This window comes from Curtobacterium sp. MCBD17_026, assembly GCF_003234895.2.
GTDB classification, from domain to species: Bacteria; Actinomycetota; Actinomycetes; order Actinomycetales; family Microbacteriaceae; genus Curtobacterium; species Curtobacterium flaccumfaciens.
Window position 1 is genome coordinate 3,220,401 of record NZ_CP126281.1, and the last position, 20,228, is coordinate 3,240,628.

General features: G+C 69.5%; 18 protein-coding genes and 1 riboswitch. Of the genes, 12 read left to right on the forward strand and 6 right to left on the reverse strand.

Features of this window, described 5'->3' with window-relative positions:
• Nucleotides 1–10: 10 nt before the first annotated feature.
• Together galT and galK are read left to right on the forward strand one after the other, a co-directional pair.
• Nucleotides 11–1,108: a galactose-1-phosphate uridylyltransferase gene (galT, locus tag DEI85_RS15275; RefSeq protein ID WP_110861830.1), complete on the forward strand. Its 1,098-nt coding sequence runs from the start codon at nt 11–13 to the stop codon at nt 1,106–1,108.
• Complete coding sequence (gene galK, locus DEI85_RS15280; protein WP_111124332.1) at nt 1,105–2,244, forward strand: galactokinase; 1,140 nt, start codon at nt 1,105–1,107, stop codon at nt 2,242–2,244. Before galT ends, galK begins: the two co-directional genes overlap by 4 nt.
• A gap of 111 nt (nt 2,245–2,355) precedes the next feature.
• On the opposite strand, the gene DEI85_RS15285 is transcribed toward galK, so the two are convergent.
• The 3 genes from DEI85_RS15285 to glyA all read right to left on the reverse strand — a co-directional run bounded on the left by DEI85_RS15285 (nt 2,356) and on the right by glyA (nt 5,122).
• On the reverse strand, nt 2,356–2,805 hold the full coding sequence (locus DEI85_RS15285) for a hypothetical protein (protein ID WP_146238584.1): 450 nt from the start codon (nt 2,803–2,805) through the stop codon (nt 2,356–2,358).
• A 107-nt stretch (nt 2,806–2,912) separates the two neighbouring features.
• Nucleotides 2,913–3,848: a tetrahydrofolate dehydrogenase/cyclohydrolase catalytic domain-containing protein gene (locus DEI85_RS15290; RefSeq protein ID WP_111124331.1), complete on the reverse strand. Its 936-nt coding sequence runs from the start codon at nt 3,846–3,848 to the stop codon at nt 2,913–2,915.
• A complete protein-coding gene (gene glyA / locus DEI85_RS15295; RefSeq protein WP_017888107.1) occupies nt 3,845–5,122 on the reverse strand; it encodes a serine hydroxymethyltransferase in 1,278 nt (425 codons plus the stop codon). The genes DEI85_RS15290 and glyA overlap by 4 nt, the downstream gene beginning before the upstream one ends.
• A gap of 96 nt (nt 5,123–5,218) precedes the next feature.
• A riboswitch (ZMP/ZTP riboswitch) is annotated at nt 5,219–5,303 on the reverse strand.
• Between the two features lie 38 nt (nt 5,304–5,341).
• Between glyA and clpS the strand changes: the two genes are divergently transcribed.
• Both clpS and DEI85_RS15305 read left to right on the forward strand, forming a co-directional pair.
• Entirely contained in the window at nt 5,342–5,647 is a 306-nt protein-coding gene (gene clpS, locus DEI85_RS15300; RefSeq protein ID WP_071404706.1) for an ATP-dependent Clp protease adapter ClpS, read from the forward strand.
• On the forward strand, nt 5,644–6,117 hold the full coding sequence (locus DEI85_RS15305) for a DUF2017 family protein (protein ID WP_111124330.1): 474 nt from the start codon (nt 5,644–5,646) through the stop codon (nt 6,115–6,117). Before clpS ends, DEI85_RS15305 begins: the two co-directional genes overlap by 4 nt.
• Before the next feature lie 43 nt (nt 6,118–6,160).
• On the opposite strand, the gene DEI85_RS15310 is transcribed toward DEI85_RS15305, so the two are convergent.
• Nucleotides 6,161–7,033: an NmrA family NAD(P)-binding protein gene (locus DEI85_RS15310; RefSeq protein ID WP_111124329.1), complete on the reverse strand. Its 873-nt coding sequence runs from the start codon at nt 7,031–7,033 to the stop codon at nt 6,161–6,163.
• Nucleotides 7,034–7,108: 75 nt separating this feature from the next.
• Here DEI85_RS15310 and DEI85_RS15315 point away from each other — a divergent pair, with 75 nt between their 5' ends.
• The 7 genes from DEI85_RS15315 (at nt 7,109) to DEI85_RS15345 (ending at nt 15,110) form a co-directional block, all read left to right on the forward strand.
• Nucleotides 7,109–7,564 carry a MarR family winged helix-turn-helix transcriptional regulator gene (locus DEI85_RS15315; protein ID WP_111124328.1) on the forward strand — a complete coding sequence of 152 codons (456 nt, stop codon included), beginning with the start codon at nt 7,109–7,111 and terminating at the stop codon, nt 7,562–7,564.
• Nucleotides 7,565–7,620: 56 nt separating this feature from the next.
• On the forward strand, nt 7,621–8,055 hold the full coding sequence (locus DEI85_RS15320; RefSeq protein ID WP_220033669.1) for a MarR family winged helix-turn-helix transcriptional regulator: 435 nt from the start codon (nt 7,621–7,623) through the stop codon (nt 8,053–8,055).
• Nucleotides 8,056–8,169: 114 nt separating this feature from the next.
• Nucleotides 8,170–9,555 carry an MFS transporter gene (locus DEI85_RS15325; protein ID WP_220038958.1) on the forward strand — a complete coding sequence of 462 codons (1,386 nt, stop codon included), beginning with the start codon at nt 8,170–8,172 and terminating at the stop codon, nt 9,553–9,555.
• A gap of 81 nt (nt 9,556–9,636) precedes the next feature.
• On the forward strand, nt 9,637–10,497 hold the full coding sequence (gene purU, locus DEI85_RS15330; protein WP_110861849.1) for a formyltetrahydrofolate deformylase: 861 nt from the start codon (nt 9,637–9,639) through the stop codon (nt 10,495–10,497).
• A gap of 8 nt (nt 10,498–10,505) precedes the next feature.
• Nucleotides 10,506–10,913: a YrdB family protein gene (locus DEI85_RS15335; RefSeq protein ID WP_111124326.1), complete on the forward strand. Its 408-nt coding sequence runs from the start codon at nt 10,506–10,508 to the stop codon at nt 10,911–10,913.
• Nucleotides 10,910–12,091 carry an N-acetylglucosamine-6-phosphate deacetylase gene (gene nagA, locus DEI85_RS15340; RefSeq protein WP_111124325.1) on the forward strand — a complete coding sequence of 394 codons (1,182 nt, stop codon included), beginning with the start codon at nt 10,910–10,912 and terminating at the stop codon, nt 12,089–12,091. Before DEI85_RS15335 ends, nagA begins: the two co-directional genes overlap by 4 nt.
• 574 nt (nt 12,092–12,665) lie before the next feature.
• Entirely contained in the window at nt 12,666–15,110 is a 2,445-nt protein-coding gene (locus tag DEI85_RS15345) for a hypothetical protein (protein ID WP_146249050.1), read from the forward strand.
• A 710-nt stretch (nt 15,111–15,820) separates the two neighbouring features.
• Here the strand turns inward: DEI85_RS15345 and DEI85_RS15350 are convergent.
• Nucleotides 15,821–18,268: a GH92 family glycosyl hydrolase gene (locus tag DEI85_RS15350; RefSeq protein WP_258376410.1), complete on the reverse strand. Its 2,448-nt coding sequence runs from the start codon at nt 18,266–18,268 to the stop codon at nt 15,821–15,823.
• Between the two features lie 104 nt (nt 18,269–18,372).
• Nucleotides 18,373–18,837 (reverse strand): hypothetical protein, encoded by a 465-nt coding sequence (locus DEI85_RS15355; RefSeq protein ID WP_146249049.1) that lies wholly within the window; start codon nt 18,835–18,837, stop codon nt 18,373–18,375.
• 116 nt (nt 18,838–18,953) lie between these two features.
• Here DEI85_RS15355 and DEI85_RS15360 point away from each other — a divergent pair, with 116 nt between their 5' ends.
• On the forward strand, nt 18,954–20,129 hold the full coding sequence (locus DEI85_RS15360) for a MalY/PatB family protein (protein WP_111124322.1): 1,176 nt from the start codon (nt 18,954–18,956) through the stop codon (nt 20,127–20,129).
• The last annotated feature ends 99 nt before the right edge of the window (nt 20,130–20,228 follow it).

Sequence of the window (20,228 nt, forward strand, 5' to 3'; positions counted from 1 at the left end):
GGCTGTCCCGGTGATCACCAAGCGCGTGACGAAGCTCGCGGACGGCCGCGACCTCTTCTACTTCGACGACGCCGACTCGACGCTGCCAGCAGAACGCAGCATCGACGGGCGCGTGCTCGACCCGCGGCCCGAGACGGCGCGGATGCGGCAGGACGTCCTGACGGGCGAGTGGGTGTCGATCGCGGCGTCCCGGCAGAACCGGGTGTTCCTGCCGCCGGCCGACCAGGACCCGCTCGCACCCCAGAGCCCGGCCAACCCGTCCGAGATCCCGAGCCGCTACGACGTCGCGGTGTTCGAGAACCGTTCGCCGTCGTTCGGCCCGCTGCTCGAAGCCGACGACGCTCCCGAGTCGCTCGAGTCCCTGAGCGACGTCGGCCTGAACCGCCAGCTCCGCTCGGTCGGCCGGTGCGAGGTCGTGTGCTTCTCACCCGAGACCTCAGGGTCCTTCGCCTCCATCTCGGAGTCGCGCGCCCGCACCGTCGTCGAGGCCTGGGCCGACCGCACCGCTGCACTCTCCGCGATGCCGGGCATCCAGCAGGTGTTCCCCTTCGAGAACCGGGGCGAGGCGATCGGCGTCACGCTGCACCACCCGCACGGGCAGATCTACTCGTACCCGTACATCACCCCGCGCACGCAGCGACTGCTCGCGAGCATCGAACGGTTCGGCCCGGACCTGTTCGAGCAGCACCTCGCGAACGAGCGGGGTTCCGAGCGGGTCGTCCTCGCTGGCGAGCACTTCACCGCCTTCGTCCCGTTCGCCGCGCGCTGGCCGATCGAGATCCACATGCTGCCGCACCGCCACGTCCCCGACTTCGCCGGCCTGACCGACGCCGAGAAGGACGAGCTCGCGCACATGCACCTCCGGCTCACCCGCGGGCTCGACGCGCTCTACGGCGACCCGACGCCGTACATCGCCGCGTGGCACCAGGCACCGGTGCACACCGCCCGCGACACCGTGCGGCTGATGCTGCAGATCACCTCGCCGCGACGTGCGGCGGACAAGTTGAAGTTCCTGGCCGGCAGCGAAGCCGCCATGGGCGCCTGGATCGGGGACCTCGTGCCCGAGAAGGCGGCCGAGTTCATCCGACAGGGAGTCGAGCGCGCATGACGTTCCAGCAGGTCTACGGGTACGAGCCGACGGTGCGGTACTCCGCCCCGGGTCGCGTCAACCTGATCGGTGAGCACACCGACTACAACGACGGCTACGTGCTGCCCTTCGCGATCGACCGTCGCACCACCGCCTCCATCGCGCAGCGCGACGACCGGACGATCCGCGTCGCCTCCGCCTTCGACGCCACGAGCGAGCCGGTGGCGCTGTCCCTCGATGACCTGTCGCCCGAGGCCATGGACGGCTGGTCGGCGTACGTGTTCGGCATCGCCTGGGCCCTGCGTGAGCAGGCCGGTGCCGATCTGAGCGACAAGACCGGGTTCGACGTCTTCATCGAGTCAGACGTACCGGTCGGTGCGGGCCTGTCGTCGAGTGCCGCGATCGAGTGCGGTGTCGCGCTGGCGTTCAACGACCTGTGGGAACTCGGCCTCGACCGGAAGACCCTGGCGCGCGTCGGGCAGTACTCCGAGAACCACGCCGTCGGTGCCCCCACCGGGATCATGGACCAGTCCGCCTCGCTGCTCGGCGAGCAGGACGCCGTCGTGTTCCTCGACTGCCGCACGCTCGACACCGCCGTCGTCGACCTGGCGCTCGAGGCGAACGGGCTCGAGGTCCTGGTGATCGACACCCGTGTCGAGCACGCCCACGCGACCGGTGGCTACGCGGCTCGTCGGGCCTCGTGCGAGAAGGGTGCGCAGGTGCTCGGTGTCGAGGCCCTGCGTGACGTCAGCGTCGACGACCTACCCCGCGCGCAGGAGCTCCTGGACGACGAGACCTTCCGCCGCGTTCGGCACATCGTGACCGAGGACCAGCGTGTTCTCGACACCGTCCGCACCTTGCGCGAACAGGGCCCACGGGCGATCGGTTCGCTGCTCGTCGCGTCGCACGAGTCGATGCGCGACGACTTCGAGATCTCCGTGCCGGAGCTCGACCTGGCCGTCGCGACGGCGGTCGGGCACGGTGCCGTCGGTGCCCGCATGACCGGGGGCGGATTCGGCGGTGCGGCGATCGCGCTCGTCGACCAGGAGTCCCGCGGTGCGATCACCGCGGCCGTCATCGAGGCCTTCGCCGAGGCCGGGTACCGCGAGCCGAACGTGTTCACGGTGCACGCCGCGCAGGGCGCCCGGCGCGACTGACGGCCCTCGGCCGCTCGACGTTTCGCGCTCAGCGACAGTTCACGCGGCGATCAGCCCGTGGACTGTCGCTCGGCGCGAAAGAACGGCAGCGCCCGCCGCGCGCCCGCCTACTCAGCCGGAGTAGTCCGCGTACCCGACGCGCTCGACGACGTTTCCGAGTACGAACGGGTGCGTCCGACCGTGTTCCACGGCCCACTCCACCCACGCGGTCTGTGCCGGCATGAGCAGCCACACCAGGGCGGTCGTCCCGAGCACGGCGGCCAGGGTCAAGCCCATCACGGTGTGCTCGTCGAACCGGGCTGCACCTCGCCGGGCGATCGCGACGACGAACCCGACGACCGCGAACCCCACCGTCGCGAGCGTCCATCCGAACCAGGGGCCCGACGTGAACGTGTACTCCTGGCCGGCGTGCACGAAGGTCGTCGCCCAGCTCGAACCCGGTGCCTGGAACAGCACGCAGATCGCCACGATGACGATCAGCCACCGGGCGTCCTTGGTCAGTTGCGACGGCTCGGACCGGGCTCGCATCACCGGCGTTGTCTGCAGTCGTTCATCCCCCATGCCGCGACCGTAGCACCGGCGGAGTGCGCTTCGTGTGCAGCAATGGTCGGGTGCGACGACGGCACCCGACCATTGCTGCACACCATCGGCACGCGAGAGCCCGCGCGCTACGACAGCTGGCGCTCGGCGGCCTCGACGACGTTCTTCATGAGCATCGCGCGGGTCATCGGCCCGACACCACCGGGAGTCGGCGACAGGAAGCCCGCGACCGATGCGACCGCGGGGTCGACGTCGCCGTGCAGCTTCGCCTTGCCGGTCTCCTCGTTGACGACGCGGGTGATCCCCACGTCGATGACGGCGGCACCGGGCTGCACCCAGTCCGGCTTGACGAGCCCGGCGACCCCCGCAGCGGCGACGATGATGTCGGCGCGGCGGCACTCCGCGGCGACGTCGGCGGTCAGCGAGTGCGTCAGGGTCGCGGTCGCCTCGAGCCGCGTGAGCAGCAGACCGAGCGGCCGCCCGACGGTCAGCCCCTGCCCGATGATCGTGACGTGCGCGCCACGGATCGGGATCTCGTACGCGTCGAGCATCGCGACGATGCCCCGAGGCGTGCACGGGAGCGGTGCGTCAATCGTGCCGGCACCACCGGGTACGGCGAGCACCAGCTCGCCGAGGTTCGTCGGGTGCAGTCCGTCGGCGTCCTTCGCAGGGTCCATCAGCTCGAGCATCGGTGTCGGGTCGATGCCCTGGGGCAGCGGGAGCTGCACGATGAACGCGGTGACCCGGGGGTCGTCGTTCATCTGCAGGATCGCGGCCCGGATGTCGGCAGCGGACGCCGTCTCGGGCAGGTCGATGCGGTGCGAGTCGAGCCCGATCGACGCCGAGTCGCGGTGCTTGCCCGCGACGTAGGACATCGACCCGGGGTTCGCGCCGACCATGATCGTGCCGAGGCCCGGACGGATGCCGTGCTCGTGCAGGCGGTCGATCCGGCCCCGGAGTTCGTCGAGCGTCCGGGCGGCGAGGGCGGTGCCGTCGATGCGGACGGCACTGCCCTCACCGGCCCAGGGCTCGCGCGGGAGCGCCGCGCTGACCGAACCGCTCACGCGTAGAGCGGGAACGCGTCGGTCAGGACCTTCACCCGGGCCGAGAGCGCTGCGACGTCCGGGTTCGGCATGAGGGTCAGCGCGATGATGTCGGCCACCTCGGTGAACTCGGCGTCGCCGAAGCCGCGGGTCGCCAGCGCCGAGGTGCCGATGCGGACACCCGAGGTGACCATCGGCGGGCGCGGGTCGAACGGCACGGAGTTGCGGTTCACGGTGATGCCGACCTCGTGCAGCAGGTCTTCGGCCTGCTTGCCGTCGACCTCGGACGCGCGCAGGTCGACGAGCACCAGGTGCACGTCGGTGCCGCCGGTGAGCACGTCGATGCCCGCGGCCTTGGCGTCGTCAGCGGTCAGGCGGGCGGCGAGGGCCTGGGCGCCACGGATCGTGCGCTCCTGACGGTCCTTGAACTCCGGGGTGCCGGCGAGCAGGAACGCGGTGGCCTTCGCGGCGATCACGTGCATGAGCGGGCCGCCCTGCTGGCCCGGGAAGACCGCGGAGTTCAGCTTCTTGAACAGGGTCTCGTCGTTCGACAGGATGATGCCCGAGCGGGGGCCGCCCAGGGTCTTGTGCACCGTCGACGAGACGACGTGGGCGTGCGGGACCGGGGACGGGTGCAGACCGGCGGCGACGAGGCCGGCGAAGTGCGCCATGTCGACCCAGAGCTTCGCGCCGACCTCGTCCGCGATCTCGCGGAACTTCGCGAAGTCGAGCTGGCGCGGGTAGGCGGACCAACCGGCGATCAGGACCTTCGGCTGGTGCTCGATGGCCTTGGCGCGGATGTCGTCGTAGTCGACCTCGAACGTCTCGGGGTCGACGCCGTACGCCACGGCGTTGTAGATGCGGCCGGAGAAGTTGAGCTTCATGCCGTGGGTCAGGTGCCCGCCGTGCGCGAGCTCGAGGCCGAGGATGGTGTCGCCGGCCGAGGCGATGGCGTGCAGGACGGCCGCGTTCGCCGTCGCGCCGGAGTGCGGCTGCACGTTCGCGTACTCGGCACCGAAGAGCGCCTTGGCACGGTCGATGGCGAGCTGCTCGGCGACGTCGACGTACTCGCAGCCGCCGTAGTAGCGCTTGCCCGGGTAGCCCTCGGCGTACTTGTTGGTGAGCACGGAGCCCTGCGACTCGAGCACGGCGCGCGGCACGAAGTTCTCGGACGCGATCATCTCGAGGGTGTCCCGCTGGCGGCCGAGCTCCTGCTGCAGGACGGCGGCGATCTCGGGGTCGACCTCGGTGAGCGGGGCGTTGAAGGCGGCGCGGGCGGCGGCCTGCTCGGCCACCTCGGCCGAGTCGGAGACGAACGGGGGCAGATCGGCAATGGACACGGGACTCCTACGGTGTGCGGACGACCAGCTGGTCGCACTCGGACGGTCGGTCGGTGCAGCCCAGGCGTACGGCCGCGCACCGTGTCTTTGTCGCTCCCCGATGGTGACCCATCCAACGCCAGTCGCGACCTGACGATCGTACCGAGCGACCCCGCCCTGTGTCACCCTGGAGGCATGACGCTGCTCTCGCCCGACGTGGACGAACGGACCACCACGGACGAACGGACCAGTGCGCGGGCGGACACCCCCTGGGTCACGGTGGTGTGGGACGACCCGGTGAACCTGATGTCGTACGTCACCTACGTCTTCCAGCGGCACTTCGGGTTCTCGCGCGAGCAGGCCGAGCGGCTCATGCACCAGGTGAACGACGACGGTCGGGCGATCGTGGCAACGGGCCCGCGTGAGTCGATGGAAGCCCACGTGCAGTCCATGCACGGCTACGGGCTGCAGGCGACCGTCGACAAGGCCCCCGAAGCGTGATCCCGTTCGTCCGCCGCGCCGACGGCGTCCACCTCGGCCTGTCCTCCGGCGAGCGCGACCTGCTCGCCTCGCTCACCGAGCAGCTGCGGCAGGTGCTCGGTGGTGACCTGTCCACCGACCCGATCAGCGAGCGGATGTTCCCGGACGCCTACCCGGGTGACGACGAGGCGAGCGCGGAGTTCCGGAAGTACACGCAGTCCGATCTGCTCACGCAGAAGACGACGAACGCCTCGATCGTGCACTACTGGCTGACGGGCACCCGCGACGGTTCGCTCGACGCCGAGGACGAGCAGGCGTGGCTCCGTACCCTCACCGACCTGCGGCTGACGATCGCCGACCGCCTGGGCATCGAGGACGCCGACGACGAGGAGCGCTCCGTCGAGGCCGACGCGGGCGTCGGCCTGCGCGACGTCTACGACTGGCTCGGCTACGTGCAGGAGCACCTGGTCGTCACGCTCACGTCGCACTGACGGCCCACGGCCTGGAGGCCCGGATCACCTTCGGCGCGACGGGTCACCCCAGCAGGTCGTCGCGGTGGGCTCGCGCCCAGTCGGCCAGGCTCCGGGGTGCGGTGCCGGTGATGCGCAGGACGTCGTCGCTCATCACGTCGACGCCGTCGAGGCCGCGGCGGACGACCCGGCCGAACTGCTGCCGGAGCCCCTCGGCCTGCCAGGCGGGCACCCCGCTCAGGCGCAGCACACCGGCGTAGACCCGGCTCGGCAGGTGCAGGGCGCGCACGGGTCGGCCGAGCCCTGCGGTGAGCGCGGCGGCGACACCCCGCGCGTCGAGCAGGTCCGGCCCGGTGAGCACCGGTTCGGTGCCGTCGTGGCCGTCCTCCGTCAACACCCGGGCGGCGGTCCGGGCGATGTCCTCGGTGTCGATCCAGCCGATCACCCCGCTGCCCGTGGTGTGCGGGAACCATCCCCGTCGGATCGCCGGCGCCGAGGGCTGCACGTTCGTCATGAACGACGAGGGGTGCAGGATCGTCCACGCCGTGCCGCTCTCGCGCACCAGCCGGTCGATGTGCCAGGCGGCGCTCGCCCACGACATCGGGGAGTGCTCGGCGGCGTCCCCGCCCGACAGCTGCACGATCCGGCCGACCCCGGCCCGCTGCGCCGCACGGACCCCGGTGGTGCCCTGCTCGCGCTGCCGCTGGCTGACCGGTGTCACGAGGAAGAACCGGTCGACCCCGTCGAGCGCCGCGGTGAGCGCGTCCTCGTCGTCCAGGTCGGCCAGGCGGCCGTCGATGCCTCGCGCCCGGAGCGCGTCGACCTGCTCGGGTCGTCGGACCACGGCTCGCACCGTCACCCCTGCCGTCCGCAGCAGCTCCGCCGTCTTGCCCCCGACGTCCCCGGTCACGCCGGTGACCGCCACGATCTCGCCCATGTCTGCTCCTCGTCCCACTGACCCGTCGTGGTATCAGTTTCCTGATACTGCAACGTACGCCGGTACGATCACCCCGTGCCCCAGGAACTCCCAGCCCCGCGCGACGACGTCGACGGCATCGTGGCGTGGACGGTGATCCGGGCCGCACGGACGCTCTCCCGCCGACTCGCGGCCGAGCTGGCGCCGCTCGGGTTGACACCCGTCGAGTTCGGGGCGCTCATCCAGCTCGCGGCAGCCGGCGAGCTCAGCCAGGCCGACCTGGCGCGGGCGGTCGGCGTCCGGCCGCAGAGCATGACGACGCTCGTCGGGGGGCTCTCGACGCGGGGACTCGTGGAGCGGGGCGCCGCACCGGGCCGGGGACGGGCCTCCCGGATGCGGCTGACCGACCAGGGCGAGGCGCTGCTGGCACGCGCGCACCCGATCGTCCGGGCGAGCAACGCGTGGTTCGGCGACGGTACGGAACTGATCTCGGCGACCCTGCTCCCGCTGCTCGAGCCGGACGCCGGCGACGACGGTTCCGCCGTTCCCTGAACGATATCTGAAGGCAACCTTGCAAGGTGGGCTGGTGACGGACTAGCCTCCGGGGCGTGACCGACGCACCGGAGACCGACCCGACCGACCTGGCCGACGCCGTGCTGACGATGCACGGACGGCTGCGGCGCTCGTTGCTGGCTTCGAAGTCGGACGACGTCACGGCGTCGCAGACCGCCGCCCTCGGACGCCTGCTCCGGCACGGGCCGGCCACCATCGCCGACCTGGCCCGAGCCGAGGGTGTCCGACCGCAGTCGATGGGCGCGACCGTCCAGGCCCTGGTCGACCTCGGCCTGGCCGAACGCCAGCCCGACCCGACGGACGGCCGGCGGTCGATCGTCAGCGCGACGGCGGCCGGTCGGGACGCACGCCAGGCCGCCTGGGCCGCGCGGAACCGCGAGCTCGCCGAGCGGCTCGCGACCCTGCCCGAGGCGGACCGCCGCGTCGTCGTGCGGGCGATGGACCTGCTCGGGCCGATCGTCGATCCCTGACCCGCACACACCTCGCCCAGTCCTGCAACCGGAAGAAGCGTCCTCACGTCCACCACCACCGCGACCCCCGACACGACCACGGGCAGCGGCTTCGGCCCGAAGCTCCTCATCCCGGTGCTCGTCGGGCCCCTGCTCAACCCGATCAACACCACGATGGTGTCGGTCGCCCTCACCCCGATCTCCCGCGACCTGGGCATCGGTGCGGCGCAGGCGATCTGGCTCGTCGCGGCCCTGTACCTGGCGAGTGCGATCGCGCAGCCCACGATGGGCAAGCTCGCCGACCGGTTCGGCCCGAAGAAGGTGTTCCTGACCGGGCTCGTCATCGTCGGGATCGCCGGGGTGGTGCCCGAGGTGCTGACCGGGTTCGGCGGCGCCGTGTTCGCCCGGGTGCTCATCGGCATCGGGACGTCGTCGGCCTACCCGGCCGCGCTCACCACGCTCCGGCAGCACTCCGCTCGGATCGGGAAGCCGACTCCACCGCTCGTGCTCGGGGCGCTGTCGATCACATCGCTCGTGTCCGCCGCCGCCGGCCCACCGCTCGGCGGGGCGCTCATCGCCGCCTTCGGCTGGCACGCGATCTTCCTGGTGAACGTGCCGCTCGCGGTGTTCGGCATCGTCGTGGCGACGCTCTGGCTGCCGTCCGACCGGCTGCGTCCGCGCGACGACGCCGACCTGCCGGTGCTGCAGGCGCTCGACCCGCTCGGCATGGTGCTGATGACCGGGACCGTCTCGGCGCTGCTCGTCTTCCTGCTCGACCTGTCCGCCGGGCTGTGGTGGCTGCTCGCGGTGGCCGTCCTGCTGCTCGTCGCCCTGGTGGCGTGGGAGCTGCGGGCCGTGCGACCGTTCGTCGACGTGCGGCTGCTCGCCCGGAACGGTGCCCTGTCGCGCACGTACGGCCGCCTGTTCCTGACGTACCTGCTCGCCTACACGATGACCTACGGGTTCTCGCAGTGGGTGCAGGACGTCGCGGGCTACCCGAGCGACGTCGCCGGGTACATCCAGCTGCCGGCCGCGATCGTCGCCGGGGTGGCCTCGTTCGTGGTCGCACGGAAGACGGCGATCCGCGGGCCGCTCGTCGTCGCCGCGCTGGTGCCGATCCTCGGCGGTGTGCTCCTGCTCTTCCTGCACACCGGGTCGCCCGTCGTCCTGCTCGCCCTGACCCCGGCACTGTTCGGGGTGCCGCAGGCCCTGGCATCGGTGTCGAATCAGGCGGCGCTGTACCGCCTCGTCCCCGCGGAGTACATCGGCACCGCGGCCGGGCTGTCCCGCACCGCGGTGTACATCGGGGCGATCGCGGCGTCCTCGCTCATCGGCGGTGTGTTCGGTCAGGCCCCGACGACGCCGGACCTGCACGTGCTGGCGTGGGTGATCCTCGGCGTCGCGGTGCTCCTGACGGTGCTGACCCTGGCCGACCGTCGCCTGCGGGACGCCGACGCGCCGGCCCCTGCGCCAGCACCCGCGCGCGCCCCTGCGTCCGCCCCTGCGTCTGACGCTTCGTGAGCAGGAACGGTCGAGTCGCCGCTGCCCACTCGACCGTTCCTGCTCACGAAGCACGTCCCCCGCGGCCGGTACCCTGATCCGGTGACCGACCCGACCCCCACACACTGGACCCTGACGCTCGTCTGCGACGACCAGCCCGGGATCGTGCACGCCGTCTCCGGAGCGATCGTCGCCGCCCAGGGCAACATCACCGAGTCGCAGCAGTTCTCCAGCGCCGACACGAACACGTTCTTCATGCGCCTGCAGGTGATGGCGCCGGTGGACCGCGCCGCCTTCGAGGCAGCGCTCGCCCCCGTCGCCGCCCGCTACGACGCCCGCGTCCAGCTCGACGTCGTCGGGCGTCCGCTGCGCACCCTCGTGCTGGTGTCGAAGGCGGGCCACTGCCTGAACGACCTGCTCTACCGGCAGCGCGGCGGACAGCTGCCGATCGAGGTCCCCCTCGTCCTGTCGAACCACGCGGACCTGTCCGAGCTCGCCGCGTTCTACTCCGTGCCGTTCGAGCACCGCCCGGTCACCGACGCCGAGTCGAAGGAGCAGATGGAGCGCCGCGTGCTGCAGGCGGTGGAGGAGCACGACATCGAGCTCGTCGTCCTCGCCCGCTACATGCAGATCCTGTCACCCGAGCTCTGCGCCGCGCTCGAGGGCCGTGCCGTGAACATCCACCACTCGTTCCTGCCCGGCTTCAAGGGCGCGAACCCGTACCGGCAAGCGCACGCACGCGGGGTCAAGCTCATCGGTGCGACCGCGCACTTCGTGACGAGTGACCTCGACGAGGGCCCGATCATCGAGCAGAACGTCGTCCGCGTCGACCACACCAAGGAACCAGCCGAGCTGGTGTCCATCGGGCAGGACGAGGAGTCCCGCACGCTCACCCAGGCGGTGCGCTGGATCGCGGAGGACCGCGTCCTGCTCGACGGCGCCCGCACCATCATCTTCAAGTAGGCAGCACCATGACCAACGCCCCGCAGTCCCCCGTCGACTGGGAATCGGTTCCCGACCCGGCAGCCGTCCGGCAGCCGCGACGGCGGTTCGAGGCCTGGATGGTCCTGCGGATCGCCGTGATGGTGTTCGGCCTGCTGTCCCTGGCCTTCTGGGGCTACTGGTCGTGGCAGCTCCCGCTCCCCGGCTACCTGTTCATGGTCGGCGCCCCGCTGTTCGCCGCGGTCGTCTGGTACTTCTTCCGGTCGCCGCGGTCCCCGATCGAGACCGACATCGTCGGCAAGACCATCGTCGAGGTCGCCCTGGTCGTCGCCGCAGGCGCGACCTGGATCTCCATCGGCCGCCCGGTCGTCGGGATCGTCTTCATCGTGATCGCCGCTCTGAGCGGCGTGATCGCGTTCCGCAAGGAGACCGCATGAGCGCCACGGGCCTCCAGACCGGCCAGGAGGCCCGGCGCACGCTGGTCCGCGCAGCCCGCGTCGTCGACGCGGCCGGCACCACGGCCGACGGCTGGGTCCTGGTCGTCGGCGACACGATCCACGCGACCGGCTCCGGCCCCGAGGCCCCCGCGGCCGACCGGGTCGTCGACCTGGGCGACGGGGTCCTGACGCCCGGCTTCGTGGACCTGCACGGGCACGGTGGGGCGACCGAGGCGTACGAGGACGACTCGTTCGACCGTTCGCTCGTGATGCACCGTTCGCACGGCACGACCCGCTCCGTCCTGTCGCTCGTCGCGAACCCGGTGCCCGCCCTCGCGGCGTCGCTGGCGCGCGTCCGCGCCGTGATGGCGACCGACCCGCTCGTGCTCGGTGTGCACCTGGAGGGACCGTTCCTGTCCCCGCACAACAAGGGTGCGCACAACGAGTCGTTCCTGATCGACCCGACACCCGCCGCGGTCGACGCGCTGCTCGGAGCGGGCGAGGGCGTCCTCCGCCAGGTCACGATCGCGCCCGAGCTGTCCGGAGCCCTCGACGCCGTCCGTCGGTTCGTCGAGGCCGGCGTCACGGTCGCCGTCGGCCACACCGTCGGCACGTACGACCAGGCCCGGGCAGCCTTCGACGCCGGGGCGACGATCCTGACCCACGCCTGCAACGCGATGCCCGGGCTGCACCACCGCGCACCGGGGCCGATCGGCGCCGCCGTGGCGGACGACCGCGTGACGCTCGAGCTCATCCTGGACGCCGTGCACGTGCACCCGGTCGTGGCGGACACGCTCTTCCGGGCGACGCCGGGTCGTGTGGCGCTGATCACCGATGCGATGGGAGCCGCCGGCGCTGCGGACGGCTCGTACCGGCTCGGGTCGCTCGACGTCACGGTGACCGACGGGGTCGCGCACGTCGCGGGGACCGAGACCATCGCGGGGTCGACGCTGACGCAGGACGTGGCGCTCCGCAACGCGGTCTCGCTCGCCGGGCGGACCCTGCCCGAGTCGGTGGCGGCGCTGACGAGCGTGCCGGCCGCGGCTCTCGGGCTCGGCGACCGCCTAGGTCGGCTGGCGCCGGGGTTCGCCGCGGACCTCGTAGCGCTGTCGCCGTCGCTCGAGGTGCAGCGCGTCTGGGGCGGCGGGCGCGAGCTGCGCTGCGGCTTCGTCGTGTGACCCCACGCGGTTGGAGACCGTCTATCCAGGCGAAGGTCACCGCTACTGCGCCAGCTACTCCGGCCCGAACAGGCCCCACCAGTTCACCGGCCGCCCCGCTTCCCGCCCGCCCAAGGACTGCACGCAGTGCCTTCCGGAGACAAAGCGGCCCGCCGCTGTCAACGCAAGCCGAGACCAACCGTCTTGAAGCCTTGTCCTTCGAACTCACCGAAGGCAAGCGGCGATGGCGCTGAATCTCAGACCCCGCCTAGCCCGTTTAGCTCGGGAATCCTGCAGCGGACCTTCTCGTGCTTTTCGCATCACCCCGCGTCCGCCTGTGTCGACGCCCTAGCCGCCAGCCGGGGCCGATTGACTCTGGATGCGCAGCTCTGGACTCCCGACTCCCGACTCCCGAGCGGACACCGATAGGCGTTCCCGCCTTTCGCACGGACGTCTCGACTAAGCAGTCGGCGACTCCCAGACTGCGTCCAGCGTTGAAACCGCCGCTGAGCCGTAGTCAAACGAGACTCCTACTTCGACGGAATGGACACAGTCTCGATGGCGGGCTGAGGCAGCACCCCTCTAGACTCACCGTATGTCCGATGCCACGACGCCGCGCATTAATGGGGAAGCCGCCCTCGACGACGTGCACGCAGAGGCGATTCGCAAGTCAGTAGTTAAAGCCTTCGCCCTACACAAAACTCTCGACGCAGATGCCCCTTTGTCGGACGTTGACGAGAAACTCAAGAAAATCCTAAACGCATTCGAGCAAGCAACCCTCGGCTTTGATTCGTTCGAGACTCTCGAGCAGGTTAGGTTGGCTGCGTTGCCTTGGCACGGTGGGCTACCCACCTATCAGGCGGGAGCGGACAACAGCTTTGTCATCACCGAACTCGCAGCAATTTTGTTGATGACAAGGTCTCCACTGATCGGCCCAAAACGACACGCCGCGGCAGCGACTGTCATACCGGAGCTCTTGCAGATGATGTCCGACCTGCTCGACCTAGGAATGATGCGGGCCACGCTCACAGTAGACCGTACCGACTCGATCGCGCTGATGCAGACCATGGCACAGGCGACGGAGGTTGCCGTCCGTGCCACCTCATACCCGGACATGGTCGAGAACACCGTCCGAGATCTCTTCACCGGCCTCGAGATCGAAGAAAGCTTGAAGACACTACTGGGATTCAATGCGGCCCAAGCCCTGAATATATTGAAGGGGCTGCATGATCTCCAGATCGAGTACTTCAATAGGCGAGTTGCAGAAGCGCGCCGCGCAGCAACGGTAGCCGGGCAAGCCGGGCAAGCCGGGCAGGCCGAGCAGAACATCGGCCCTCATCCGGATTTACTCGTAGATCAGCGGGCATTTATCGTTGCCATGAATCCCACAGGGCCTTCCGTAACGGTAAGCGCGGAAGAGCTTGCCCTCTTCACTGGTGCCAGCCAGGGCGTGGTGTCGGCGGTGATAGATTCCTTCACTTTCAGACCGCTGCCTACGGAGCATATATTCGACACCACCACCAAATTCCTAGCCGGCGATAATCAACTGCGCGAGAATCCGATCCTTCGAACAGCGTCCGGCCGAGTCATGATGGCCGATCCTACGCTGCTCATTGAAGCCGTCCGCCTTAAATGTGAGGCCGCACTGCAGAGCACGAAACAAAAGCCCTGGGAAATATATCAGCACCATCGGGGCCGACTCCTCGAATCAAAGACGCACGAAGCGCTGTTGCGCTTGTTCCCGACTGCATCTTTCCATGATGAGATTCTCTATTTCGTACCTGCCAACGCCTCCGAAGCGGAACTATCTCCCGAGCGATACACGAAGCGAGTCGAGGGTGATCACCTGGTTGTGATAGATGACGTCGCGATAATCGTTGAGGATAAGGCAGTAGCCTTCTCTGCACCCGCTCGCGCCGGAATGATCAAGCGCCTTCGTCGCGACCTCGTCGGCATCATCACGAAAGCAGCGGACCAAGCGGAGCGTCTCGCACTGCGGATTCGAGAAGACGGCGGGCTCCGCTTGAACGGGGAGGGCTGGCTAGACCTGAGACACATTCGTGAGGTCCACTCCATAGCAGTGAGCCTGGACGATTTGTCGTCAATCTCGACCGCGACATCAGAACTGATCAAAGCAGGGCTCGTCAGACAGGAGTCAATCCCCTGGACGGTGTCAGTTCATGATCTCCAGCTGATCGCCGAACTCACGGAACATCCAGCAGATTTTCTGCTTTATCTTAGGAGGCGCCGCCACCTCAAAGCAACGGTGCTGTACACGGCACCGGACGAGCTCGATCTCTTTATGTACTATTGGGAGACCGGTCTTCGTGTTCAAGAAGATCCTGAAGCTCTGAAGCGACGCTTTCCTACTTTGCCCGAAATTTCTGCACGAGCACGACTATCCTGGCAGAGTCAAGAAGGCGGCTTCATCACAAGCCGGACTGATGCGCTCGACGCCTGGTACCTCGAGAACGTTGCGCCAAAACAACGAGGGGCAGCAAGATTTGTATCGACCGCCGTCAAACCTCGGCGAGGAGCTCGGGCCGTGGACGAGCTGATTTTCCATATTGATAGGCTCGGCATCTTTGGGCGCTACTCCATCAGTGCAACTTTATTGGCCGGGGATACCCGCACCCAAAGAAATTATGCGAGCTACGGCCCCGTGCTCGCGCGGAGAACGAAACATGATGGCAAGGAGCACACTCGGGTGGAACTTGTGCCCACACTCGACGACGGGGGCTGGCTTTTTGTTTGGCATAGTCGGGCCAGTCCGATACGATCCGCAGATCTCGATGCATTGGTCCCCTACATTCATGCGAAAGGCAATTTTCTCAAGGTGAGGCGAGGTGCACTTTTCGCCTTTAACGAGCACGGCGAATTGCAGGCGGTAAAGTACTTCTCGATACCAGCGTTGATGAACGACGACGAGCGTGAGATTTGGAAGGAGATGCAGGGGGCCGTGCCGGTGCAGCAACCAGCCCCACGAGCGCACGGTGGGCAACGGCAGCAGCCTTCGCGGCGACAAAGAAAGCGGCGTTGAGGAGGGTAATGGCAGTTTGCCTGAGGCCGCGAACGACCGGTATCGATGGATTCACCGGTTCTTTCGGGACAAACTTTGATGCCTGCGTTCGACCTCTAGATATACCCGATCGTTCTCCGGAACGTGGCCGTGCATGCTGATTGTGCCCTGTTGAACTAGTTCCCGGAACTGACTACCGGGCTCCCGGCGGCGCTCGGTCTCCGCTATCCCCGAGCGCCTAGCACTCCGTGGTAATGCACCGATGTCGAGCTGAGGTCATCCGGCTCTTCGAACATGGCGGGCCCCAGCGAGACCACTACGGTAATGGTCACGAGATCTGCCGCCCGGCCGAAAGTCCGAGTGCGCAATCAACTCACGCGCCTTGCGCGGATGGTCGCTGAACGAGGAATTTTTTTCCTTCGACGAGGTCGCGTATCGCGTTCAAACTCGACCGTCTCTACATCTTGAAGACTGGTAGGTGAACGCGAGCGTTGACGTCTCTGAGGACCTAGTTGGCGGTCCAGGCGCCTCCGGTGAGACTCACGCTCGACCTCGATATCGACAGCCGCGAGGCCGGCGACCATTCTGTCGAGCCTTCTAACGCTGAAGGCGGCCGAATCGGCGCTACCGTCGGGTACCCGTCCATGTGCGAGTGGCATTTTTACGATCCGGACAGCTACTACTGGTCAATGATTTGGGCGGCACCGCGGGCACGAGTTGCGCTCGCGCCCTCAGTGGTCGACCGGGCGCCCCCGCTCGTCGCTCGCCCACGACGTGTCCGCCGTGTCCCCGACCCGGAGCGACAGCGTGCCGCCCCGCGTCACGAAGGACGCCGGTACCCAGGACCGCTCGAGGGTCCGCCCGTTCAACCGGGCTCCCTGCACGTACGGCTCGGTCCCCGAGGACCGGATGACGATCCGCTCCCCGCTCGACCGCCGGATGTCCACGGTGCTGAACGTCGGGCTGCCGATGAGCATCTCCGCTCGCCCGGGCGTCTGCGGGAACAAGCCGATCGAGGCGAAGACGTACCAGGCGCTCATCGTGCCGAGGTCGTCGTTGCCCGGCAGGCCGCCCGGGCCGGTCGAGTAGGCGTCGTCCACGACCTGCCGCACGGTCTCCTGCGTCTTCCAGGGCTTGCCGAGCGCGTTGTACATCCACGGCGTGTGGATGTCGGGCTCGTTCGTCGGGTCGAACTTCGTCGCGTCGCCGCCCGTGACGGCCCAGTTGCCCGAGGCGTCGTGGAAGAAGTCGTCGAGCCGTGCGACCGCGGCGTCGTCACCGCCGAGCGCGCTCGACAGTCCCTGCACGTCCTGCGGCACGAGCCAGGTGTACTGCGCGCTGGTGCCCTGCGCGAACCCGGTCCCTGTCGACGGCGACCAGCCCGGCGTCCACGAGCCGTCGGCCTGCCGCGCGGCCTGGTACCCGACGGCGGCGTTGAAGGTGTTCTTCCAGTAGGTCCCCCGCTCGGCGAACATCCGGGCGTCGGAGTGGAGCCCCATCGCCCCCGCCCAGTACCCGAGCGCACTGTCCGAGATCGAGTCCTCGAGGGTCTCGGCCGCACCACCCCAGCAGGAGCAGTCGTCGTTCGCCGCGTACTGCCGCTCCAGGTACTCGTCGAGTGCGGGGCGCTGCGCCAGGCACTGCCCCGGGCACCCGATGTCGCTCTCGGCGTCCGCGTTCTCGACCGTCGCCTGGCGTTTGAGCGAGGCGTAGGCGGCCCGGACGTCGAAGTTCCGGACCCCCATGGCGTACCAGGTGGCGAGCGTGGCCGCCGAGGGGTCGCCGGTCATCACGTGCGTCGGTGCACCGAGGTGCAGCCACCGGTCCCACACGCCGCCGTTCTGCTCGGCGAACCGGAGCATCGACTGCGCCATGTCCCCGGCGACGTCCGGCCGAAGCAGTGCGAGCAGCTGGATCTGCGCCCGGTACTGGTCCCACCCGGAGTACGTGCCGTAGACGGCCCGGTGTCCGCGGTCCATCCGGTGCACCCGCAGGTCCGGCCCGAGGTAGCGCCCGTCGCGGTCGTTCAGCGTGTTCGGCTGCATGAGTGCGTGGTAGACCGACGTGTACAGCTGGGTGGTCCGGTCCGCCGTGCCGCCGCCGACGCGCAGGCGCGACAGTTCACGGTTCCAGGAGGCCCGTGTGCCGGCCGCCACGCTGGCGACGGTCGATCGCTTGGTCACCTCGCCGTCACGGTTGGCGACCGCTCCGGCCGCGCTCACGTACGAGATGCCGATCTTCGCCTGCACCGTCGCTCCGCGACGCGCGTCGAACCCGACCCACGCGCCGGAGCCGCGACCGGCGCGGTCGGCGCCGGTCAGGTAACCCTCCCCACCGGAGGAGGACGTGCCTCCAGGCTGGACCGTGCCGTCCTTCCAGGTACCGGTGCTCGCGAACGCCGTGTCGAAGGTCGCGGTGAAGTAGAGGCGGTAGTAGCTGCGGCGGTCCGGGTTGGTGGCGCCGCCGCCGTTCGCACGGCGGCTGCAGAAGCCGCCCGTCAGGACGCTGCCGCTGACCGTGCGGGTGCGGGGGTCGACGCTGGTGATCGCGGCCTCGCTGCCGTTGATCGAGTTCGAGGTCCGGAACAGCAGGTTCGCGTCCTTGCCGGCCGGGAACGTGAACGCGCCGACGCCGGCACGCGTGGTGACGGCGAGGTCGGTGCGGACGCCGTTGTCGAGCGTGACGCCGTAGCGGCCGGGGCTCGCGGACTCCTGGTCGTGGGAGTACCCGGCGGCGTAGACGGCGTCCTTCGCGTCGGCCGACGGCGAGGTCGTGACCGGGGTCGTGACCGGCATGATCGGCACGTCCCCGGCAGCACCCGGAGCACACCCGGCCCCGTTGAGGTGCGTCAGGCTGAAGCCGCGCAGCCGGTTCACGTCGTACGAGTAGCCGTTCGCGACCGGGGTCGAGGTCTGATCGCCCGCGGTACCGGTGGGACTCCACTGCACCATGCCGAACGGCGCGGTGGCCCCTGGCCAGGTGTTGCCGTTGTTGCTCGTGCCGATGAAGGGGTCGACGTACCGAGCCGGATCGGTCACGGTCGGTCCGGTCTGCGTCGACGGCGAGGCCACCGCCGGCGCGGCGACGATCCCCGTGCCCAGCAGTGCGGCGATCGTGGCCACCGCGGCGAGCGGGAGCGGACGGACGAGCGGGCGACGGTGCACGCGAGATCGGTTCACGTTCGTGACGCTAGCCCCCTCGGACGGGGGACGCCGCTTTCGTCACCGAGCGCTCTCCCGCTGTTCACGTCGGGTTCGGCGACGGGCTCCGTACGGGCTCGGGGTCAGCCGCCGTACTCCGCACAGTCGTCGGTGCCGCTGAAGCAGGCCGGAACGTGGCGATCCCGCCCGGGGTCGCTGTCCGTCTGGTTCCAGCGCCCCTGCGGGACGGCGAGCACGTACGCGGCGACGAGCACGATCGGTGCCGTGACGAGGGCGGTCACCACGACGCCGGTGCGCCCCGTCCGGACGCCGAACAACACGGCGACGAAGAAGGCGACGGGCCCGAGGACGAGCAGGAACTCGTAGGTGTGGACCGCACCGGGACTCTCGACGTTGTCCCCGAACAGGCGCAGCGTCGAGACGATCGTGGCGAACATCGCGACGGGAACGACGCAGAGCACCAACACCGCGGCGAGCGCGACGCGGCGCTCCACCCGGGCACCGCGGCCCCTCCGACGCTCTCGCTCGAGCCGCGCGTACTCCAAACCCACCGGGTCGTCCGTCGCTGCGTCGTCCACCCCCACCATCGGGCGAGTGTCGCACGGAACGGTGCCGACCGGCACGTCGAGGTGCTGCTGGCGGGACTCCGCCCGGCCTGACCACCGCCCTCGCGCCCGGCGGGGCTCGCTGTCAGGATGGGCGCATGAGCGTCATGGTGTCCGTCTTCGATGCGTACCGGTCCCGCACGAGCGAGAAGTACACGGCCTACCCGCCGGACGTGCTCCCCATGTTCGTCGCCGAGATGGACAGCATGCTCGCCGAACCGATCCGCGACGCCCTGGTCACCGCGGTGACGAACGGCGACACCGGGTACGTCGGGCACGGGCGGGCCCTGCCCGAGGCCTTCGCCGACTTCGCCGAGAGCCGGTGGGCATGGCGGGTCGACCCCGACCTGGTCCGCACCACCACGGACGTGTCGGTCGCTGCGGTCGAGGTGCTGCGCCGGGTCATCGAGCCGGGTGACCAGGTGGTCGTCATGCCGCCCGTGTACCCGCCGTTCTGGGAGTACGTGTCCGAGGCCGGCGGTACCGTCACCGAGGTCCCGCTGCTCGCACCAGCCGGTCCCGTCGACCCCTTCGACACCACGGCCGGCTGGCGGATGGACCTGGACGGCCTCGCGCAGGCGTTCGCCGACGGAGCCCGCACGGTGCTGCTCTGCAACCCGCACAACCCCCTGGGCCTGGTGCACGACCGCGCATCGATCGTCGCACTCGCCCAGCTCGCCGCCGAGTGGGACGCCGTCGTGGTGTCGGACGAGATCCACGCGCCGCTCGTGCACGCCGACGCGGTGTTCACCCCGTTCCTGGAGTCCTGCCCCGAGGCCGCATCGCTCGGCGTCGCCCTGACGAGTGCGAGCAAGGCCTGGAACCTCGCCGGCACGAAGTGCGCGATGATGATCGGCGCCTCGGAGCGGGCCCGCGCCTGGTTCGACGGCCTGCCGACCGAGGTCGTCGAGCGCACCGGCATCCTCGGCTACACCGCGAGCGTCGCGGCCTTCAGCGAGGGCGGGCCGTGGCTGGCGTCACTGCTCACCGAGCTCGCCGCGAACCGACGCACCCTGGCCGAGCGCATCGGCGGCGTGCTGCCCGGCGCCGAGTACCGGCAGCCGCAGGCGTCGTACCTGGCGTGGCTCGACCTGCGGGCGCTGCCGTGGGGCGACGACCCCGCGGCGGAGCTCGTCGACCGGGCGAAGGTGGCGCTCGGCTCCGGCCCGGCGTTCGGACGGCAGGGCCGGGGCTTCGCGCGGCTGAACTTCGGGTGCTCGGCGGAGACCCTCGACGAGGGGCTCAGCCGCCTCGCCGCAGCCGCGCGCGCCTGAACACCGGACCTGGCCGGAAGACGCCGGCGTGCGCGTGCGACGCCCTGCAGCCATCGACACGCCCCCGAATTCGGCGGCGTGTCAGTGCTCGGGCGGCGT

Bases quoted from the DNA above. Each gene is read 5' to 3' on its own strand.
- DEI85_RS15335 (WP_111124326.1), top strand. From the start codon at position 10,506: ATGACCAACGCCCCGCAGTCCCCCGTCGACTGGGAATCGGTTCCCGAC.
- galK (WP_111124332.1), top strand. From the start codon at position 1,105: ATGACGTTCCAGCAGGTCTACGGGTACGAGCCGACGGTGCGGTACTCC.
- DEI85_RS15360 (WP_111124322.1), top strand. From the start codon at position 18,954: ATGAGCGTCATGGTGTCCGTCTTCGATGCGTACCGGTCCCGCACGAGC.
- DEI85_RS15345 (WP_146249050.1), top strand. From the start codon at position 12,666: ATGTCCGATGCCACGACGCCGCGCATTAATGGGGAAGCCGCCCTCGAC.
- DEI85_RS15310 (WP_111124329.1), bottom strand. From the start codon at position 7,033: ATGGGCGAGATCGTGGCGGTCACCGGCGTGACCGGGGACGTCGGGGGC.
- DEI85_RS15355 (WP_146249049.1), bottom strand. From the start codon at position 18,837: ATGGTGGGGGTGGACGACGCAGCGACGGACGACCCGGTGGGTTTGGAG.
- clpS (WP_071404706.1), top strand. From the start codon at position 5,342: ATGACGCTGCTCTCGCCCGACGTGGACGAACGGACCACCACGGACGAA.
- DEI85_RS15285 (WP_146238584.1), bottom strand. From the start codon at position 2,805: ATGGGGGATGAACGACTGCAGACAACGCCGGTGATGCGAGCCCGGTCC.
- nagA (WP_111124325.1), top strand. From the start codon at position 10,910: ATGAGCGCCACGGGCCTCCAGACCGGCCAGGAGGCCCGGCGCACGCTG.